The 19,067-nt window shown below is 45.5% G+C and carries 21 protein-coding genes; 11 read left to right on the top strand and 10 right to left on the bottom strand.

Going from position 1 to position 19,067, the window contains the following annotated elements; all coding sequences use genetic code 11:
• Positions 1-27: 27 nt before the first annotated feature.
• From EST55_RS09395 to EST55_RS09385, 3 genes are all read right to left on the bottom strand, one after another.
• Complete coding sequence (locus tag EST55_RS09395; protein ID WP_129497284.1) at positions 28-1,581, bottom strand: PH domain-containing protein; 1,554 nt, start codon at positions 1,579-1,581, stop codon at positions 28-30.
• On the bottom strand, positions 1,574-2,116 hold the full coding sequence (locus EST55_RS09390; RefSeq protein ID WP_129497283.1) for a PH domain-containing protein: 543 nt from the start codon (positions 2,114-2,116) through the stop codon (positions 1,574-1,576). Before EST55_RS09390 ends, EST55_RS09395 begins: the two co-directional genes overlap by 8 nt.
• Positions 2,117-2,248: 132 nt before the next feature.
• Positions 2,249-2,749 (bottom strand): BON domain-containing protein, encoded by a 501-nt coding sequence (locus EST55_RS09385; RefSeq protein ID WP_100691874.1) that lies wholly within the window; start codon positions 2,747-2,749, stop codon positions 2,249-2,251.
• Between the two features lie 193 nt (positions 2,750-2,942).
• Here EST55_RS09385 and EST55_RS09380 point away from each other — a divergent pair, with 193 nt between their 5' ends.
• Both EST55_RS09380 and EST55_RS09375 read left to right on the top strand, forming a co-directional pair.
• Positions 2,943-3,083: a DUF3149 domain-containing protein gene (locus tag EST55_RS09380; protein ID WP_129497282.1), complete on the top strand. Its 141-nt coding sequence runs from the start codon at positions 2,943-2,945 to the stop codon at positions 3,081-3,083.
• A 29-nt stretch (positions 3,084-3,112) separates the two neighbouring features.
• Positions 3,113-3,433 (top strand): antibiotic biosynthesis monooxygenase, encoded by a 321-nt coding sequence (locus tag EST55_RS09375; RefSeq protein ID WP_129497281.1) that lies wholly within the window; start codon positions 3,113-3,115, stop codon positions 3,431-3,433.
• A gap of 14 nt (positions 3,434-3,447) precedes the next feature.
• Here EST55_RS09375 and EST55_RS09370 read toward each other — a convergent pair whose 3' ends face one another.
• Positions 3,448-4,443, bottom strand: a complete 996-nt coding sequence (locus EST55_RS09370; RefSeq protein WP_129497280.1) for a branched-chain amino acid aminotransferase — start codon at positions 4,441-4,443, stop codon at positions 3,448-3,450.
• 187 nt (positions 4,444-4,630) lie between these two features.
• On the opposite strand from EST55_RS09370, the gene arfB reads away from it, so the two are divergent.
• Complete coding sequence (gene arfB / locus EST55_RS09365) at positions 4,631-5,041, top strand: alternative ribosome rescue aminoacyl-tRNA hydrolase ArfB (protein WP_129497279.1); 411 nt, start codon at positions 4,631-4,633, stop codon at positions 5,039-5,041.
• Here the strand turns inward: arfB and EST55_RS09360 are convergent.
• The gene (locus EST55_RS09360; RefSeq protein WP_129497278.1) at positions 5,038-5,232 is read right to left on the bottom strand and encodes a hypothetical protein; all 195 of its coding nucleotides are present in this window, start codon (positions 5,230-5,232) and stop codon (positions 5,038-5,040) included. The genes arfB and EST55_RS09360 overlap by 4 nt on opposite strands.
• Positions 5,213-5,632: a hypothetical protein gene (locus tag EST55_RS09355; RefSeq protein ID WP_129497277.1), complete on the bottom strand. Its 420-nt coding sequence runs from the start codon at positions 5,630-5,632 to the stop codon at positions 5,213-5,215. Before EST55_RS09355 ends, EST55_RS09360 begins: the two co-directional genes overlap by 20 nt.
• A gap of 149 nt (positions 5,633-5,781) precedes the next feature.
• Here EST55_RS09355 and EST55_RS09350 point away from each other — a divergent pair, with 149 nt between their 5' ends.
• Positions 5,782-6,438 carry a flavin reductase family protein gene (locus EST55_RS09350; RefSeq protein ID WP_129497276.1) on the top strand — a complete coding sequence of 219 codons (657 nt, stop codon included), beginning with the start codon at positions 5,782-5,784 and terminating at the stop codon, positions 6,436-6,438.
• On the opposite strand, the gene EST55_RS09345 is transcribed toward EST55_RS09350, so the two are convergent.
• Positions 6,428-7,612 (bottom strand): MFS transporter, encoded by a 1,185-nt coding sequence (locus EST55_RS09345; RefSeq protein ID WP_129497275.1) that lies wholly within the window; start codon positions 7,610-7,612, stop codon positions 6,428-6,430. The two genes, EST55_RS09350 and EST55_RS09345, sit on opposite strands and share 11 nt — an antisense overlap.
• 134 nt (positions 7,613-7,746) lie before the next feature.
• Here EST55_RS09345 and EST55_RS09340 point away from each other — a divergent pair, with 134 nt between their 5' ends.
• Positions 7,747-8,058, top strand: coding sequence for a YebG family protein (locus tag EST55_RS09340; RefSeq protein WP_129497274.1), 312 nt, complete (start codon positions 7,747-7,749; stop codon positions 8,056-8,058).
• Positions 8,059-8,129: 71 nt separating this feature from the next.
• Positions 8,130-9,041 (top strand): M14 family metallocarboxypeptidase, encoded by a 912-nt coding sequence (locus EST55_RS09335; RefSeq protein WP_129497273.1) that lies wholly within the window; start codon positions 8,130-8,132, stop codon positions 9,039-9,041.
• Positions 9,042-9,063: 22 nt separating this feature from the next.
• Here EST55_RS09335 and EST55_RS09330 read toward each other — a convergent pair whose 3' ends face one another.
• On the bottom strand, positions 9,064-10,314 hold the full coding sequence (locus EST55_RS09330) for a DEAD/DEAH box helicase (protein ID WP_129497272.1): 1,251 nt from the start codon (positions 10,312-10,314) through the stop codon (positions 9,064-9,066).
• 260 nt (positions 10,315-10,574) lie between these two features.
• Between EST55_RS09330 and EST55_RS09325 the strand changes: the two genes are divergently transcribed.
• Together EST55_RS09325 and EST55_RS09320 are read left to right on the top strand one after the other, a co-directional pair.
• Positions 10,575-11,477: a sensor domain-containing diguanylate cyclase gene (locus tag EST55_RS09325; protein WP_129497271.1), complete on the top strand. Its 903-nt coding sequence runs from the start codon at positions 10,575-10,577 to the stop codon at positions 11,475-11,477.
• Between the two features lie 86 nt (positions 11,478-11,563).
• The gene (locus tag EST55_RS09320; protein WP_129497270.1) at positions 11,564-12,070 is read left to right on the top strand and encodes a DUF2937 family protein; all 507 of its coding nucleotides are present in this window, start codon (positions 11,564-11,566) and stop codon (positions 12,068-12,070) included.
• Here EST55_RS09320 and EST55_RS09315 read toward each other — a convergent pair.
• Positions 12,024-13,700, bottom strand: a complete 1,677-nt coding sequence (locus EST55_RS09315; protein WP_129497269.1) for an isovaleryl-CoA dehydrogenase — start codon at positions 13,698-13,700, stop codon at positions 12,024-12,026. The genes EST55_RS09320 and EST55_RS09315 overlap by 47 nt on opposite strands.
• Positions 13,701-13,827: 127 nt before the next feature.
• On the opposite strand from EST55_RS09315, the gene EST55_RS09310 reads away from it, so the two are divergent.
• Both EST55_RS09310 and EST55_RS09305 read left to right on the top strand, forming a co-directional pair.
• Positions 13,828-15,240 carry a diguanylate cyclase gene (locus EST55_RS09310; protein ID WP_164976537.1) on the top strand — a complete coding sequence of 471 codons (1,413 nt, stop codon included), beginning with the start codon at positions 13,828-13,830 and terminating at the stop codon, positions 15,238-15,240.
• Positions 15,237-16,595: an MBL fold metallo-hydrolase gene (locus EST55_RS09305; protein ID WP_129497267.1), complete on the top strand. Its 1,359-nt coding sequence runs from the start codon at positions 15,237-15,239 to the stop codon at positions 16,593-16,595. The genes EST55_RS09310 and EST55_RS09305 overlap by 4 nt, the downstream gene beginning before the upstream one ends.
• Positions 16,596-16,606: 11 nt before the next feature.
• Here the strand turns inward: EST55_RS09305 and EST55_RS09300 are convergent, their stop codons facing one another.
• The gene (locus EST55_RS09300; RefSeq protein WP_129497266.1) at positions 16,607-17,305 is read right to left on the bottom strand and encodes a nucleoside-binding protein; all 699 of its coding nucleotides are present in this window, start codon (positions 17,303-17,305) and stop codon (positions 16,607-16,609) included.
• A gap of 171 nt (positions 17,306-17,476) precedes the next feature.
• On the opposite strand from EST55_RS09300, the gene EST55_RS09295 reads away from it, so the two are divergent.
• Positions 17,477-19,066: an EAL domain-containing protein gene (locus EST55_RS09295; RefSeq protein WP_129497265.1), complete on the top strand. Its 1,590-nt coding sequence runs from the start codon at positions 17,477-17,479 to the stop codon at positions 19,064-19,066.
• Position 19,067 lies beyond the last annotated feature (1 nt).

Below are 19,067 nucleotides of genomic sequence, written 5' to 3'. Positions count from 1 at the left end.
GTACTCTAACAAAAAATAGACCGTGTTTTACATCCAGGATTTTTTCAATGACTCAACCTGATGTAACGTTTCGTCAATTAACGTGTCACCGGAGATTTCTTTAATAAAAGGAATGGATTGGCCGCCACAGGCGAGCACAAAGCCGACAGTGCACAATTTGAAACGCCGCATAAACCAGCTTTGGTAAAACGAGGTTTGTTGAACTTTGTGAATGGGGAAGCAGCGATAATTAACCCCAATGAGACCTTTACGAATGTAAATAAACTGACCATCGTTTGCATAGCCCCAGCGCTTCCAACGCAGAGCAATAAGAGGAATAAGGAGTAAAAACAGGCCACCCAAGCCAAGTGACACTTCGTAGTAACCAAAGTAGCTAAAGGTAATGGAGGGTACAATCAACAACCAAAAGGCGATTAATAGATTACGAACCATAAGCCGTTTGCTTATCGGGTGAAAATTAATAGTGCCCATTTGGTGTTTTGGCCAAGCGTTTGCGGCCAGTCCCTCTGCTTCTTTCAGAGTCACTGAAGGCACCATGATTTTTCCGCCGGCCGTAGAAGCGCTGTAACGTTCAATACTGGCATTGAGTTGTTCGAATTTCAGGTTCACACGCTGTAGCAGACGATCAAGCCAGTTTTGTTGGTACACGATCATCTGTAGTCGGCGCAGTCGCATTGCCACTTCATGGCGGGTAAATAGACCGTTTCTCCGAATGTAGCGGTCGCCGGATCGAGTTAAGCGAAAATCGTAAAAGGTAATGACCGAACCAATGACAGAAACTAGCGCTAGTAGCGCAATAATAACGAAGGTGGCCGAGGCTATAACCAGGATGTATTGCCACATAGCGTATTGGGTGGAGGACATAAGTGCTTCCAGATCGACGCCGAAGCTTTCTATTCCCTCAATCACTTGTTCAGAAATCGAATTAAAAAAGGGCGCTAATGCCCCTAAGACAATCCAAATACGGTTGCTTGCTAAGCCGTGAATAACGAGATCTCTTACTGAACGAGTATTAAGAACTGTTTCTCGCTCTTCTTGCTTTTGTTCGGGTTCTGGATGATCTTCAGTGTTGGTCTTGTGATCTTTAAACAGCAGTATTTCTTGTTTAAGCGCTTCGGCGACGGGCTTGGGAAGGGCGATAATTTTTGCTTCCGCCTTACTCGAACCAGCAGTGTCGAGCAGCATGCAGACGTGATCAGTAAAACGGTAATAAATAGGCTGCTCAAAGCGAATGTTTTGAATGCGCTCAAAGGGTAAATCTATGTGCTTCTTTTGAAAAACCCCTGAGTGAATTTGTGCTCGCTGCCCGGTAATTCGGTATTGGTAAAAGTAAAATTTAACCAACGCACTAACAGCAATAAACACCAAAACCCCGGTGACACCAACAATAATAGAAATAATATTGTCTGCCAGCTTCTGGTATCCAATGACGAATGCCGGAATTAAATAAACGAAGTTACTGGCGGTATTTTTAATAAACTGAATAGCAAAATAAATAATCGCGACGGGTGACAGTTTTAGCCATTTATCGCGATACTCTTCTGTCGAATTGTTAATACTGGTTATTTGCTCGCTATTCATTGGCTGCAATATCACCGTGCTCAAGTATATATTGACGAAGTTCGCGGGCTTTTTCTTCGGGCAAGCCAGGAATAGCGAACGTATGCATTGCACCGCCGGCACTGAATACCTCTAAGGAGGCGAGCCCAAAGTGACGGTCGATGGGCCCATGTTTTAATTCAACATGCTGTATTCGTAATATGGGCTGACTGATGATCGACTTAAAAATAACACCGCTTTTGTAACTTAAATCATGCTCTCGCAGCGCATAGCCTTTAATTTTGTCGCCAATAACGCCGTAGACAGAGAGCAAGAGCCCTAATGAAGCTATGGCAATGAGTAAGCTGGGAATCGCGGCTTGCATAGGGCTAGGCAGTTCAAACCAGGGCTGCCAGTAAACAACAACCAAGGCGACTAAAATCACAAGCCAAATCAGCAAGCGGCAAAGTAAGTTAACTTTAACGTAGGCAGGGCTTAACGGTAAAAATTGTTGTTCACGAGCTTTAGGAAGGCTGCTGTTTTCGATTGTCTCGTTTGAAAATGAACTGGTAGACATGACAGGCTGCTTGTTATTATTGTTGGAGCCTAAGTTAGCAAGCTTTTAAGTCTCCTGCTAGTGCCTGAAATGCTTTGATACAAATAAAAAGAGCGGCTAATTTGCCGCTCTTTTTAACACTAAGTGATTTCGTTATTTCTTCACTTGAAGGTCGTTTTCAATGTCTTTCACGCCTTCGACTGTAGAAGCTAAGTTTTCAGCTGTATCAATATCAGCGTCGCTCTCAACAAAACCTGACAGTTGAACAATACCGTTGTTGGTTTCAACGCTAATATTCATGCTGTTGAGGTTGTCGTCTTCAAAAATAACGGCCTTAACGCGCGTGGTGATGATAGAGTCATCGATGTAGTCACCCGCTTGATCTGCTTTTTCTTCAGCGTAGTCGCCAGCTTCCTGAGCTTCCTCTTTGGTTTTATTCCAGGCATCTTCAGACGTTTCTTTGGTTTCATTCCAAGCGTCTTCTGACTTTTCCTGAGCGTCGTCCATGGTTTCCTTTGCTTTTTGCTCAGCTTGTTCCATTTTACTCTCAACTTCAGACTCTGCTTTGTTTGCTTCTTGTTCACTACAACCAGACAGTGCCAGAAGCGACAATGGAATTAAACTTGCGAATAAAGCTGCTTTTACGTTTTTCATCACTAACCTCCAGTGTTAACTAAAATACTAACGCTATTAAATATAGGACAATAATTTACGTTTATGGTGCTCTTTACAGATGTTTTTCAAAATACCCACAAAAAATAAAGTGATATTCAATAAGTTGATTTAGCTCAATAACGGGTTCGCTGCGTTCTCATAAACTGATGAAAACAAAATAGGAGTATCCGTTATGAGTTTATGGCAAGAGTTTTTTAGTGACCCTGTTATCTTTATTTCTTTTAGTGGACTGGCTATTGTTGTTGGTATGTGTTTTTTCTACGCTGTATTTTTTTATATAAAAATGGTGAAAGCGGAGAAAAAACGAAAATAACTATACCAGTACGCGAATAAAGGAGAGTAATGAAATATATTTTTCAGGTGCGTATAAAAGACGGACACACAGCAGAAGACTATGCAGAGGCTTGGGTTAAAGCCAGTGAAATTATTCAGCGTGCGCCGGGTGCACGAGGCACCAAGCTCCACCGAAAAATTGGCGATGATAAAACACTTATTGCTATTGCATCCTGGGACTCGAAAGCGCAGCGGGATGCAATGGAAAATCAATCCAACCCAGACGTCGCCGAGATTATTCGCAGCGCAGCGCCGTTTTGCGAGATTACGCCCATAGGGGAGTTTGAAGATCCAGAGTGGGTCGTCTTACCACCTGAAAAAACGATCTAAAAGTGCTAAGTATTTCAGATTTTGGTTAGCCAACCATGTTTATCGTCCGCTTTGCCCCATTGAATATCATTTAAGGCTTTGCGGAGTTTCAGAGTGCTTTGGCCTGTGTTGCCACTGCCGACTGAGAACTCCTGACCATTATGAATAAGAGTGCCAACTGGCGCTAAAACGGCGGCCGTACCTGATAGAGCGGCCTCGCAGTTTGGTTTTGCTGCGCGCTCTAATAACTCTTCAACACTCAGTTCCCGCTCTGACACTGTCATTCCTAAGTCTTTAGCTATGGTAAGAATAGAGTCACGAGTGACGCCGTGCAAAAAGCTGGTATCCAGTGCTTTGGTTATGATCTCATTACCATCAATTAGCAAAAAGTTAGCCGCACCGGTTTCCTGAACGTCGCCGTTTGGACAGAACAATACTTGGTCAGCATTGACAGAGGAACGAGCCTCTAAAATAGGCTGTAGCGCACTGGCATAATTACCACCACTTTTCACCATGCCCATGTGCGCCGCGCAGCGGGAACCGTTTTCTTCCAGCAACAGTCGCAGTGCTTTATCGCCGCCCGAAAAGTAATCGCCAACAGGTGATAACAACACATAAAGCATGGAAGAATGTGTTGGAGAGGCGGCTTTGCCAATTGCGGCTTCGGTGCCAATATGGGTTGGACGGATGTACATAGAGCCTGGTGGCGCAGGTACTTCGTCACTAAAGTGTTTAACGACATCGACAATCATTTTCTCAAGCATGGATTCGTCGAATGCGGGTAACGAGAGTAGCTCACTGCTCTGCTGCATGCGCTTCACGTTGCGATCCATACGAAAAATATTAATGGAACCATCGTCGTGTCGAAACGCTTTCAGCCCTTCAAAACAGGTGCTGGCGTAATGTAAAACGTGAGCCCCCGGGTGTAATTGAATGGCGTCGGAGGAAACCAGTTCAGGCGTACTCCAATTTGAGTTTTCAAACGTCGCCAACGTCATTTGCGGCATAAATACAGAGCCAAAAGCGGCCATAGATTAATCCTGCTTGAGTAAAAAAGTTGCGCAGTAATATACCATAATTTTTAACAATTGGATGACACCGAAGAGACAGAGGAGATGTCCGCTTGTTTCAAAATCGCGGGTAATAATTTATCCTAAATAAGGTTCAACAAAGGTTTTCATGTATGTATTCACCTTCAGAAAGAGATAACCGTCCTCGATGATTAATATTTCTCAGCGCGTTGAAATTGCGGAAAGCGAAATAGAGTGGCAATTTATTCGCTCCAGTGGAGCTGGTGGACAAAATGTTAATAAAGTGGCTACCGCCGCACAGCTCATTTTTGATATCCAGGCGTCATCGCTGCCTGACTTTTATAAACAACGACTGCTTAAAAAGCATGATCACCGTATTACTCAAAGTGGCAAAGTGATTATTAAAAGTCAGGAAACACGTAGTCAGGCAAGGAACAGAGAGTTGGCTTTAGAGCAGCTGACTGAACTCATTCGCAGTGTTTCTAAAGTGCAGAAAAAACGTATTCCAACTAAGCCAACTCGCGCTGCTAAAGAGAAGCGCTTGAATAATAAGAAGCAGCACGGCCAGAAAAAAGTGCTTCGCAAAAAGGAATTTTAACCACCAGTATCTCTCGTCTCACCTGAGCACGATATTCGGGCACATTCCAGTATAAGTTCCTTTAATTCGCATTGGCTGCAGTAGTCGCAGCAACGAATGTCACTTGCGACAACTCGCTTTTCTAACAGCAGATGTTTCAACTGCTCTTTGCTCATGGACAGTTGCAAACGTTCAGGTTTGTTCCTGCGCATGGTTTAGCTCCTCAAGTTGCTGAGTGTAGTGTCCAACACAGCGAGAGTGCTGACACCCGGTAATCAATAGCTGGCAGCAGTAGCGGCACAATTCATTAATTTGCATGGAGTCCGTATTGGTGCGCCATTGTTGAAGTTGCCGGTTTGCGCTCTCTTGTCTTTCCTGAGCGAGAAGCGGCTTATTAATCCGAATATAAACAGCGATGAGTAAAATCGACGCCGTCGTGTAGGTTTGTATTGCATTGGCTGTCAAAGCGACTTCTTCTGCGGCGCAACGTGCATCTTCAATTGCTTCTGACAGCACTGAAGTGACACTGCAATAGTTCTTCTGTTGTAGGTACTGGGTGGCTTTTTGCAGGTTTTCCTGACTGCTAAAGTAACCAGTGTAGGCATTTTTCATTTGTATCACTTTTCCTTTTGGTCGTTGCTGAAAACAAGTTAACGCAAATGATAACTGTTCGCAATAATGTTTTTTGTAAAGAGTCTTTCCAACGATCAAAAGTGGCTTTTCCTGCGTAATACAGATTAGAGATAAATCTTGAGGTTACTATGAAACACTATAAACAGAATGATTTAGCCCAAATGAAAGAAAGGGAACGTGCCCGGTTTGTGAACTGTCTTTCTGGCTTTAAGAGTGCCAATGTTATAGGTACACGCGATAGGCGTCAGCAGGATAACCTGGCTATTGTGAGTTCGGTTGTGCACCTTGGAAGCAACCCGCCGTTTCTTGGCTTTGTTATGCGTCCACAGTCAGTGACACGGCACACCTGGGAGAATATTGAGGAAAGTGGTGTGTATACTATTAATCATGTTGGCGAGAGCTTTTTTAAACAAGCCCATCAAACGTCAGCGCGCTATCCCAGAGAGCAGTCCGAGTTTGACGCTTGTGACTTGACCCCTGAGTTTATGGATGGGTTCCATGCACCTTATGTCGCTGAAAGTTCTTTGCGTATTGGTATGCAGTTGGTTGAAATTATTCCGATACAACACAACGACACGGCGCTTATCGTTGGCGAAGTGCGTTGGGTAGATGTGCAGGAGGATGCAGTGCAAAGTGATGGCTATATCGACATTGAAGGTCTGGGTACTATGACTATTTCCGGACTAGATGGTTATCACTCGACCTCTCGCGCAGCGCGTTTGTCGTACGCAAAGCCCGACAAAGAGTTGCGCGAATTGCACATCAACGGCGAGACTAAAGGCTAATAATATCGGGCGCTTTACGGCTGTGTTCTTTAGTGATCCAGAATAGCAATAAGCCTGCGAGGGACAAACCGCAGCCGACCCAACCGGTACCTTGCCAGCTCAGTGGTGAAACAATAGCTAAACCACCGAGCCAGGCGCCTAAGGCGTTGGCCGCGTTAAATGCGGAGTGATTCAGCGATGCGGCTAAGGTTTGTGCTTCTCCCGCTACATCCATAAGGCGAACCTGAAGCGCGGGAACCAAAGCCGCTGCACTGCCAAGTAGAAGGACCATTGGCATAACGCTCCAAATGCTTTCTAGCGTAAAGGGGAAAATACCTAGTACAACTGCTGACCAAATAAGTGAGCCACCAATCGTTAACTTAAGGCTTCGGTCCGCTGCCCAACCGCCGACTAAACTCCCTGCTAACGAGCCGATACCGTAGATAAGCAATGCAATAGGTATCCAGTGAGGGGCCAGTCCGGTAGCGTTAATCAAGGTGGGGGCTATGTAGCTTAAAACCGCAAACATGCCGCCAAAACCGATGGCGCCAATTGCCAGGGTTAGCCAAACCTGAGGATTCTGCAAGGCTTTCATTTCACCTCGGGCGGAGGTTTTTTGTTCGTTTGGATGTTGTGGAACCACAAGTGCAATCATAACCAGTGCAACTAAACCTAATGCACCAACAGTGTGGTAGACCGTACGCCAGTCGATGAGCTGCCCGAGCCATGTTGCTAGAGGGTTACCAACCAAAATGGCGATGGTAAGACCCATCATAACCATAGTGACAGCCATACCACGCTGGTTTCGGCGCACCATATCGGCAGCGACCAAACAGGCTATGCCAAAGTAAGCCCCATGCGGCAGACCAGTTAGAAATCGTAAAATTTGCAGCAAAAAGTAATTATCGGCCGATGCGCTGGCAAAATTACCAATAGCGAAAACGAACAACAGTATGAGTAGCATCGGTTTACGAGGAAAGCGCGCAAAGAGGATAGTAATAAGTGGCGCACCGATAACAACACCTAAAGCGTAAAGACTGATTAAGTGCCCGGTTGTACGCGTGTCAGTATTAAAATCGGTAGCGACGTCAGGCAGCAAACCCATAATCACGAACTCACCGATACCAATAGCAAAACTGCCAATGGCCATGGCAAATATAGCCAGTCGAACTTGTGCTTTGGAGAACTGAGTCATGGGGCTGGCTGTATTCCTGTACTTATCGTCTTTGTTAAGAGTGCGCAGTTTAGCGAATGTGGCAGCTATTGCAATTACTTGCTTTATACTGTACAAATAACCAGTATCTGTAAACCTCAGCAAAGGACACAACCATGGCTGTAGTAACCCAATACGTAGTGATTCGCGATGGAGCCGAAAAAATGACATTTACCTCGAAAGCCGAAGCTGATGCACACGATAAAATGTTGGATATGGCAGAGGCGCTAACGCCCTTAATTGAAAGCAGCGAGCTTTTTACTGACGACAAGCAGCTTGAAGATATGGCGATGTTTTTAGCGAAAGAACGAGAAAATGTTTTAATTGCTCTCGGCGCCAAGAAACCGAAAAAGCCGAAAGCAGAAAAAACACCGGCAGAGAAAGTAGATAATAAAGCGGGTAATAAAGAGGCGACCAAGGCAGCATAGCTTTGGTGCATGAGAAGACTTTGGTAGTATAGCTATCTCTCTTTAAAAGACGTAATGAATAGGATCAGGCTATGACGCAAGAAACGATTTACCACATTGGTACTCCAGGTAAACCATGGGGTGCGGAAGAAAAAGCGCAATGGTTAGCGGAGCAAACTCAAAAGCGTTCATACTTTGATGATGTTGTTAGCAAAATAGAGACATTTAAAGACGACTTTGACGTTGAACAATATGGCGAGTTGGCTTACGAAAGCGCTACTTACCCGTTATTCGCGGTGAAAACTAAGAGTTGGGACAGTAATAAACCGACGGTATTAGTCACTGGTGGTGTACACGGCTACGAAACAAGTGGTGTTCACGGTGCGTTGCGTTTTATAGAAACCCAAGCCAATAGCTATGCAGAGCACTTTAACGTTGTTGTTGCACCGTGTTTAAGTCCGTGGGGTTATGAAACCATTAACCGATGGAACCCGGCCGCTATTGATCCTAATCGTTCGTTTGTTGCTGAATCACCGGCTGGCGAGTGCGCTCATATTATGAAGTACGTCGCGGATTTAGGCGTAGATATTCTGGCGCACATTGACTTGCATGAAACCACAGATACTGACAACAGTGAGTTTCGTCCGGCAAAAGCCGCAATGGATGGTACCGTGAATACTAATTGGAATATCCCTGACGGCTTCTATTTGGTCGGTAATGCCGAAAAGCCTTACCCGGAATTCCAAAAGGCCGTACTGGACTCTGTCGAGAAAGTCACACACATAGCGGACGCTGACGATGAAAATAAACTGATTGGCGAAGACATTGCGCAGCGAGGTGTTATTTTACTGCCAACGTCTAAGCTGGGACTTTGCATTAGCTTCAGTAAAGCAGAGTACGCCACAACCACAGAAGTTTACCCCGACAGCCCCAAAGCAACGCCTGAGCAGTGTATTGAAGCCCAGGTCGCTGCAGTAACTGGCGGACTGGATTTTTTGAAGTAAAACCCAGCCGACAGTGAAGTGGCTAGCGTCGTGTCGCCGGGCGGTTTTGTCTCGGCGCACGGCGCGAGTTATTTGGCCGGCTACCTCTGGGCTTTTGGATAGGCTCAGGTTTTATGCTCGGATCGGGCTCAAAACCCGGAACCACTTCTTTCGGTATCTCATTCTTGGTCAGCTTTTCAATGTCGCGTAGCAACTTATGTTCGTCAACGCAGACCAAAGAAGCGGCTTCGCCTTCGCTGCCGGCACGGCCGGTACGTCCAATGCGATGCACATAGTCTTCAGCAACTTGTGGTAGTTCAAAATTTATTACATGTGGTAATTCGTCGATATCAATACCGCGTGCAGCAATATCGGTTGCGACTAAAACACGTAACTTCCCTGCTTTAAACTGCGCTAAAGCTTTGGTTCTGGCGCCTTGGCTCTTATTGCCGTGAATAGCCATTGCTGGTAAACCGTCGTCGCTAAGTTGAGTCGCCAAACGATTAGCCCCGTGCTTGGTTCGGGTAAAGACTAATACTTGTCGCCAGTTTCTGCTGCCAATTAGATAGCTTAGTAACTCACGTTTGCGTTTCTTATCAACCGGATAAACGCGCTGCTCGATTGTATCAGCAGTGGCATTTTGGCGAGCAACTTCCACCAGTTTAGGTTGGTGCATAAACTGTTGAGCTAATGCTTTTATTTCTTTTGAGAATGTCGCAGAGAACAGCAGCGTCTGGCGCTCTTCAGGAATTAATTTCATAACTTTTTTAATGTCATGAATAAAACCCATGTCCAGCATGCGGTCTGCTTCATCAAGAATAAGCACATCGATGTTGCTTAAATCAACCGTGCCCTGACGGCTATGGTCAAGCAAGCGTCCGGGGGTTGCTACTAAAATGTCGACACCTCGACGTAACGCATTAATTTGTGGGTTGATACCAACGCCACCAAAAATGACCAATGATTTAAGGCCTGTGTATTTTGCGTAGGTGTTGAGGTTATCCTCAACCTGAGCCGCTAACTCACGTGTCGGTGTTAATATTAACGCTCGAATAACAGGCTTACCTTCTGTCTTCGTCGAAGACAAGTTATGCAATAAAGGAAGCGTAAATCCTGCTGTTTTCCCGGTTCCGGTTTGCGCTGCTGCCAGTAAGTCATGACCTTTCATTACGGTCGGAATGGCTTGCTCTTGAATCGGGGTAGGGGTGGTGTAACCGCATTCATTTACGGCTCGTAAGATATTGTCGTTCAGTCCTAGTGACTGAAACGAGTTCTGATTTTGTTCTGTGGACATGAAGCTCCGGGAATTGTTTTAAGTAGGTGTCACAGTTGCTGTGACTTTCCCTGCACTATACCACATTCTCAGTAACTCGGATTCAGTAATTCAACTTGATCTGAGTCAAAGTCTACCCTCGGAGAATCTATTCTCAACGGCTTTTGGGCGATTTTGCTTAAAGCTTCAACAGAACTGTTATATATTAGTTATCTTAGTTAAAAAGTTATTTTAGTTAAAAACATTCGCTTTAAAGGGCTGTGCTGTAACGGAGAATGCTCATGGAAGTAAAACAAGCCTTTACCGATTTTCTCGAGATTATTCCTGATGGTGCAGTCGTTATAAACACTGAAGGGTTAATTGTCGCTGTGAATCAAGCAGCAGCGGCAATGTTTGGTTATTCGTCGTCTTCAATGTTGGAAATGCCGTTAAATAGCTTATTGCCTAAAGAGTTCCGGGAAAAGCATGATGAACACCTGGTCAAGTTTTTTAAACACCCAGGGCGGCGTTCAATGGGGAATGGCCTAATCTTTCCTGCCGTTCGCCGTGATGGTTCTAAGTTTTACGTTGATATTATGCTGAACCAGATGGAAATTGATGGTGAATTGTTCGGTATTGCGATCGCTCGTGATTACACGCTGCTTAAAAAAGCGGAAGATAAAATTCGTTTGGAACTGGAGTTTGAAAAACGTCAGGCATTGACGGATCATTTAACCGGCATAATGAACCGAAGAGCGTTTACAGCGCAGTTGACCGATGAAATTACGCAGTTGGAGCAGCATGGAACGCCGTTCGCAGTCAGCTTTATTGATCTTGATGACTTTAAAGAAATTAACGACGAGTATGGTCACCAGTACGGTGATGAAGTCCTACAAAAGATTGCTGAACTTATTCGTTTGCACAGTCGGCATACCGATTATGTCGCTCGCATTGGCGGAGACGAATTTGCGACCATTCATCCGATGATTGCTGCAAGTGACGCAGAGCAAATGATGCAACGCTTAAGAGCTGAATTAGTTAGCGGAATAGGGCATGCAAAGTTGCCAGTAACCTTGTCTATTGGTTTATGCCAATGTGACAAACCGTCAGAGCATTACACCGTTGAAAACATTATGGCACGCGCAGATCGAGCCATGTACCAGGCGAAAAAAGAAGGTAAGAATGCCGTTGTTCTGACCGGTTAGCTTCTCTTGCGTTAAGTCGTGTAATTTTGTTTGATTATTGACCATGGTCTGGCCTAGAGTAGCTTTAGGCTATGTAAGGAGAGAGCATGGGCGTTTTCACATCTTACCTGAGAATTATTTTGCTGATTCTGGGCGTACTGGCTGGTATTCAATTACCGGGCTTTGTTGATCAATACGGCAAAAGCCTTAATGCTCATCTAATAGAGTCAGAAAAAAGCCTTGATGCATTCAGAGACGAAGCAGAGAAGTTTTTCGATGGTGATATCGAACAGCTCATTGCTCACTATGAGGCCAGTGACGATATCGTCTTCCGGGAAGGCGGGCAAAGCATTAGCGTTATATACACACGCCACCAGCTATTACTCAGTGCGTTGAATGAATTTAATGAAAGTGCCTGGAACGCTTATACTCAGGCTTTTATTTCTCCTGTACCAGACATACAACAGGAAGTCAGAAGCGACTTTTCTTACACTGTTAAGCTGAACCCGGGCGCTATCCTATTTGGCTTGGTTTGCGGCTTAGTGCTGGCTATTGTTGGTGAATTATTTATTCGTTTGTTGGCGCGCCCCTTTCGACGATCGCAGCACAATTAAGTCCACTCGGCATGGTCCCGTAATTCAAACCACCATTGGACGCTAAGCGGCTTTTGCAAAAGGCGTCAGCAACATCATTTGTGGAATGTTGCAGTAATAGTGCCCCCTGCAAGCCTACCGCCATTTTGTCCGCAATAGTCCTTGCCTGATATTGCAGAGTGCTTATATCACTAAATTTAGATTTTAAGCTACGCACAAAGGTATCAAAGTGTCGATCAGCTCCCTGAGCCTTCTCTAATTCAGTAAAGTATGCATCGAGAACCTCCGGCTGTTTTTCAATTGCGCGCAAAATATCAAGGCACTGAACATTGCCGCTGCCTTCCCATATCGCATTTACAGGTGACTCCCGGAATAAACGCGGCATAATATGGTTTTCCATAACACCGCTGCCGCCAATGACTTCCATCGCCTCGTAGGCATGGTTCGGTGTACGCTTGCAAATCCAGTATTTGCCAACGGGTGTGGCAATGCGGGACAACAGCTTTTCGTGCTCGTTGTTCTGGTTGTCCATTGCTCGGGCAATGCGCATGGTGTATGTCGTAGCTGCTTCACTTTCTATTGCCAGGTCAGCCAGCAAGTTTTGCATGAGCGGTTGTTCGCTTAACCGGGCACCGAAAGCTTCCCGATTCGATGCGTGATGGATGGCTTGAGCCACAGCTTGGCGCATGCCGGACGACGAACCAATCATGCAGTCGTAGCGAGTGGTCGCAACCATTTCAATAATAGTGCGAACGCCGCGACCCTCTTCACCGACCATCCAACCTAGCGCGCCACGTAACTCGGTTTCACTGGATGCATTGGCGGCATTGCCCATTTTTTGTTTCAACTGTTGTATTTGTAGCGGGTTTTTAGAGCCATCGGGGCGCCAACGGGGGACTAAAAAGCACGATAAACCGTTTGTCGTCTGTGCGAGCACAAGAAAAGCGTCACACATAGGTGCTGAAACAAACCATTTGTGCCCGATGAGCTCATAGGCTTCCCCTGAACCTTCTTGACTAATGGCGTAAGCCCGAGTCGAGTTTCTACGCACGTCAGACCCACCTTGCTTTTCGGTCATTGCCATGCCAATTGTTACCGCGCTTTTTTCGGTATGGGGGCGGTTGCTCGGGTCATAAACGCGGGCTGTGATTTTTGGCGCCCACTCTTTCAGTAAACTGGGCTGGTGACGCAGCGCCGGAACGGCTGCAAAGGTCATGGTAATGGGACAGCCGTGCGCCGCTTCGACTTGGGTATGCAGATAATATTTTGCCGCTCGAGCCACATGAGCCCCCGGTTTAGGGTCGCTCCAGGGACTGGCATGCAACCCATGCTCAATGGCGGTTGTCATTAACTGATGATAACTGGGGTGAAAGTCGACCTGATCAATACGATGTCCATAGCGATCGTGAGTTCTCAGCTCCGGCGGATATTTGTTTGCCTGAAACCCAAGCTCAATACTGTCACGTTGACCGGCCAGCGCACCAAAAGCAATAAGATCAGAGTAGGCCCAGCTGGCTCCCTCTCGTTCAACCGCCGCCTGAAGCGCCTTGTCAGCTAAATAGAGATTATAGTTTTCTAAAGGCTCCGGCTGGTTTTCAACTTCATGCGTGCTGGCCATGAACTCATCGGCTTTTGGGTATTGTTGCGTCATGTTTCACTCCTTATTAACTTTGAGTGAAGCAAGATAAATTAGCCCCGTCAATAGACTAAAGGTTGCCTTTTGAGTGTTTTTTTATAACAGTTAGAGACATAATAAAAAAATAATAAGACGGTTTATATTGCGCCAAATAATTATAAGAACATTACTGTTAGCGCTTGCCTGGATAATTTTGTGGCGTGTTGCAGGAATAATGGAATACGCTCCGCACGCCAGTATTTGGTTTCCGCCAGCGGGGCTGACGTTCGCTGCATTTCTGGTCATGAGCTGGCGAGCCTTTCCCGCAATACTACTTGGCAGTATCGTAACAACGTTATGGGTATCTGATTTATACGGTGACCAAACACCGGTCAAGGATTTACTCGTGACTGGTCTGATTTTTGGATTTGCGCATACGGTGCCTTATTTCTTAGGGGCGTGGTTATTGCGCTCCAAACTACTTCGCTTAGGCAGCCACGGTTTGTCTAGCACCATTATGACGTTTTTAGGTATTGCTGCACTGTCGTCATTTTGCGCGGCGTGGTTGGGTACTGAGGTCATGATCTCCGGTAATTTGCTTCAAGCTGAGGCGCTTTGGTACACCTGGCTGCCTTGGTGGATAGGTGACTTGAGCGGCGTTATTGTGCTCACGCCTATTTTCATTGCGTTGGTGAGTTGGCGCTACCCACAAATAGAACGCTGGCTAGGCGGCTTAAAGTTTACCGAAGGTGGGGGCAGTTGGTCGTCCTTTTCTACAAAGTTGCTAATTATTGTCATTATGCTGGCAGTTTGCTTAATCATTTCTATGTTTTCCAGCTATGAAGAGGCTGCCTTTCTGGTCTTCTTTTTAATTTTACCTTTGCTTTGGGTTTCCTATACCGAGTCGCCATTAAAAACCGCTATAGCACTTGCTGTCTTTAGTACCATTACGGCCTTTTCTATTGGTCTATTGGGGTTAATGGACTACGCAATTGTGTATCAGTTTGCGGTCACTGTTATAGCGTCAACGGCTTGGTTTGGATTAACGGTTCCGGCGCTAGTCGCACATAATCAATACTTGACGCATCAAGTATCGCAAGACGGTTTAACAAGCGCGGCCTCTCGTGAACACTTTATGCAACAAGCGGACTTACTACTGAAAATGGCTCGGCGACGTAACAAACCTATTTCAGTCATTATGTTTGATCTCGATAAGTTTAAATCAATTAATGACACTTATGGTCATATTGTTGGTGACTCAGCGCTTGTTGAAATTACCAATGCGGTCAATGCGCAGTTGCGGGAGTCGGATGTACTCGGTCGCTTTGGTGGTGACGAGTTTATGATTTTACTCCCTGATACCGATCAAAGCGATGCTGTGGGTGTTGCGCATAAACTGAGAGAGGGTATATCGAAAATAGTCATACCATCGCTTGCAGAGCGTTTGTCATGCAGCTTTGGTGTGGCACAGGTATCAAAAAATGAACATATTATGGTCGCTGTTGACCGGGCCGATAGGGCGTTATTACACGCAAAGCGAAACGGCCGTGATCGCATAGAAAAGGATGCTGTATGAAAATTGTATTTCTTGGCGGTGCAGAAACCGTAACGGGCTCTAAATATTTAGTTGAAACGGATTCGACCCGACTCTTGATTGACTGTGGTTTATTTCAGGGCTACAAGTGGCTACGACGCCGCAATTGGCAGCCCTTGCCAATGGGTATCCAGGACGTTGACGGTGTGGTTCTGACACATGCGCATTTAGATCATTCCGGTTTTATTCCGGTTTTGTATAAAAATGGCTACCGTGGTCCTGTTTTTACACATCACGCAACGGTCGGTTTGTGCGATATCTTGCTGGCAGACAGTGGTCGCATACAAGAAGAGGATGCCAAGTACCTTGGTAAACATAAGCTCAGTCGGCATGAAAAGCCTGAACCTCTCTACGACGAAGCCACGGCGAAAGCGTCTATGACGTTATTTCAAGGCGTTGAATACCATCAACAGTTTTCCATTGGCGATATTACTATCACGTTAAGAAAAGCGGGACACATTTTAGGTGCTGCCAGCGTTATTTTGGAAGCTGATGGTAAGCGAGTTGGCTTTTCCGGTGACCTTGGTCGGCCAAATGACATTATGATGTATCCGCCAGAGCCGTTGCCTGAACTTGATTTACTAATGTTGGAATCGACTTATGGAGACCGGCGTCATCAGGCAGCCGACAGTGCAGAAGAGCAATTAGCGGAAGTGGTCAATGAAACCTCTCAGTCCGGTGGTGTCCTTTTAATACCGAGTTTCTCAGTAGGCCGTGCCCAGTTGTTACAGTATTTGTTGGTAAAATTAATGGATGAAAAGCGGATTCCACGGCAGCCTATTTTCCTGGACTCTCCCATGGCCATTAATGTGTCTGGCTTGTATCAACGGTTTCATGACTTGCATAAGTTGTCGGATGCTCAGTGTCAAAATACCTATAACAAAGTGGAGTACACGCGTTCGGTTGATGACTCAAAAGCGATAGCCTCGCAAACTGGACCGCATATCATAATTGCCGGTAGCGGTATGGCAACAGGAGGCCGAATTTTGCATCATTTCAAGCATTGGCTGGCTGATCATCGCTCAACGGTGCTGTTCAGCGGCCACCAGGCAGGCGGTACACGCGGTGCAAAAATGTTACAAGGTGTTGAGTCGATTAAACTGCACGGCGAGTGGCTCCCGGTTAAGGCTCGTATAAGAGCATTAGAGGGGCTGTCAGGACACGCGGATTATGAAGAAATTACGCAGTGGCTGAAGCAGTCTGAATTAAAACCCAATACGGCGATTCAGTTGGTGCATGGCGAGCCGGACGCCCTGGAAGCATTCCGCGACCACCTTATGCAAACAACGTCTTTTGATGTCGAGGTCGCGGATTATCAAGGGGTGTATCATCTATAGAAAAATGGCACTTAAAAGTGCCATTTAATCAATAAATTCGGGTTTTTCTCGTTAACACCATCAATATAAAACTTGTTGCGCCAGTAAACGTACTCGACACCAACGTAAAGTGGCGCAGACAGGTCAAAATAAGGCGCTAAATTCCACTTGAGCTGTGAAGTGAAGTTCATATTAGCCGGACCGATACCGCTAATACCAGAGGCGTAATCTAAAAAGCCATCGTACATCCATTGGGTTTCACCAACAGAGAAAGGTACTCCCCAAGACAAGGTCACTTGGTAGTTGTTGTCGAAACCATCATTGTTTCTCCTGTACGCATCAACTTCAAAAAACTGAAAGCCAGGTACATCGAAAGCTGCGCCAATGCCATAAAGGTAGTGAGTAAAACCGTCACCAACTTCCGCGGTAGTGGTAACGCTTAAATTGTTGACGATGTTGTCATCAAACTGCACGAAGTAGACTTCTGGAGAGACCTCAATATAGGTTTCTGTATCGCCGTTATCAGATTCTAAACGGTCGGCGAAAGAGAAGATCTTGCCCCAACTGTACCCGCCAACGTACTCAAGAGTGATAACCTGGCGGTCAGGGTCGCCAACTTCATAGTCACTACCATTTAAGTAGGTGAGACTGGTGTCTGACCAATACTTTTCTGCGGTTGCTGAAAAAGGCAAAGCCAAAAGAATGAACAAAGAGAAAACGATGTGTTTCATGGATAAAGCGCCTAAATTTTAGTCAAGTTTGCAAAAACGGAGCGATTATACGCAAGCTGGACTGTAAATTTAAAGAAATATCTGCGATTGCGGGCTGTTATTATTCAATCGAATTCGTTACATTACAAAAAGCTAACATCTCTACTGAGTCGCTGAGGTAATCAAGCGCGAATGCGTGATCAATTTTTGTTAAAGCAGTACATAAATACGTTAGAGTCTACTGCGCTTTGTGCCCGACTGTCGCCGTCTGGTCACATTCGGTGGTTAAGTGACTCCATGCATAAGCTGCTCGATATTCACTACCTAAAACAGACTACAGCGTTTCGTGATTTCCTGCACCCTGACAACAGACAGCATGTAACAGAAGTTATAAGCTATGCAATTGAATCGGGTAACAGCTGGAACGGTACGGTTTGCCTTGAAAGCAACACACGCACGAACTGGTGTCGTTGTATGACAATTCCGCTTTACGACGAAGCGGGTACGCTAAATGAACTGGTTCTGTTGTTTCAGGATATCTCACGCGAAGTTCACCTTGACGAACTTCTGCAAGAAGCGCGCTATGATCGGGTAACCGGGTTACCAACCAGAGTTGACTTATTAAACGACCTGAAACGTGTAAAAGCACAATGTCTGGCCGTACTTGATATACGAAAATTTCGCAGTTATGCGGACTTCTATGGTTTGGACTTTGGTGACGAATTGCTTCGTAAATTCAGTTTATGGGCACAAAAGCAGCTAAAGTCGAACCATATTAATATTTATCGCTTGTACAGTGACAAGTTTGCGCTCATTCCTGATTTTCGAATGATACCTACGTTATTTGAAAGTCACTTACTGCACTTTTATGAAGCCTTGTCTGACCTTAAGTTGGAAGTGCGTGACGTTGAGGCGAATTTGGACGTGGCCATAGGAATGGGGGTCGGTGACAGCAAGCATCTGCAGCTCGCAGAGAGTGCTTTATCAAAAGCGAAGGCAATTTATTCCGGGCACAAAATAGAAGTCGTGCGAGAGCGTGAGTTCTTAAAAGAAAACAAGGTTAATTGGATTCCTAAAATTCAATCCGCCATTACCGATCACCGCTTTGTGAACTATTACCAACCAATTAAAAGCACCTCGAACGAGCGTCCGAGTTATTATGAAGCGCTGGTGAGAATGCGTGACAACAACAGTGACTTACCTCCGGGAATGTTTTTAGATAAAGCAAAAACGACGCGTTATTACTGTGAAATTACACGTTCAGTCATAGAGCAAGCGGTGTTAGCGTCTGAAGAATTTGGCGTTGCGATATCGGTGAATTTATCGATTGAAGACATACTCAACGACAAAACCGTAAATTTCATACGGTATGTGCTCATGGAGCACAAAAAAGCTAAGCTGATATTTGAAATCACCGAAACGGAATCGACCGAGGATTTCGAAAAAGTTCAGACGTTTGCGCAAGAGGTAAGACAGCTGGGTGGCCAAATTGCGATTGATGATTTTGGTGTAGGATATTCGAACTTCTCCCGACTAATTAGTCTACGTCCAGACTACCTGAAAATTGACGGCAGTATTGTTCAGAATGTTTTATATGACGAGACCAGTGCCAGCATTTTGAATGGCATGATTAGCATTTGTAAGGAATTGAATATTCCTATTGTTGCCGAGTTTGTTGAAAATGAAGAAGTTAACAGCTACTTGTGTAGCCAGAACATCGAGTACTTGCAAGGCTACTACATTGGCAAACCAAGCCCTGAAGTAAACCGACTACTAAACTGAT

This window comes from Idiomarina sp. 29L (assembly GCF_004123135.1).
Taxonomy (GTDB): Bacteria; Pseudomonadota; Gammaproteobacteria; order Enterobacterales; family Alteromonadaceae; genus Idiomarina.
Note: the sequence above shows the minus strand (reverse complement) of the source record. Positions and strands in the feature narration are given on the sequence as shown.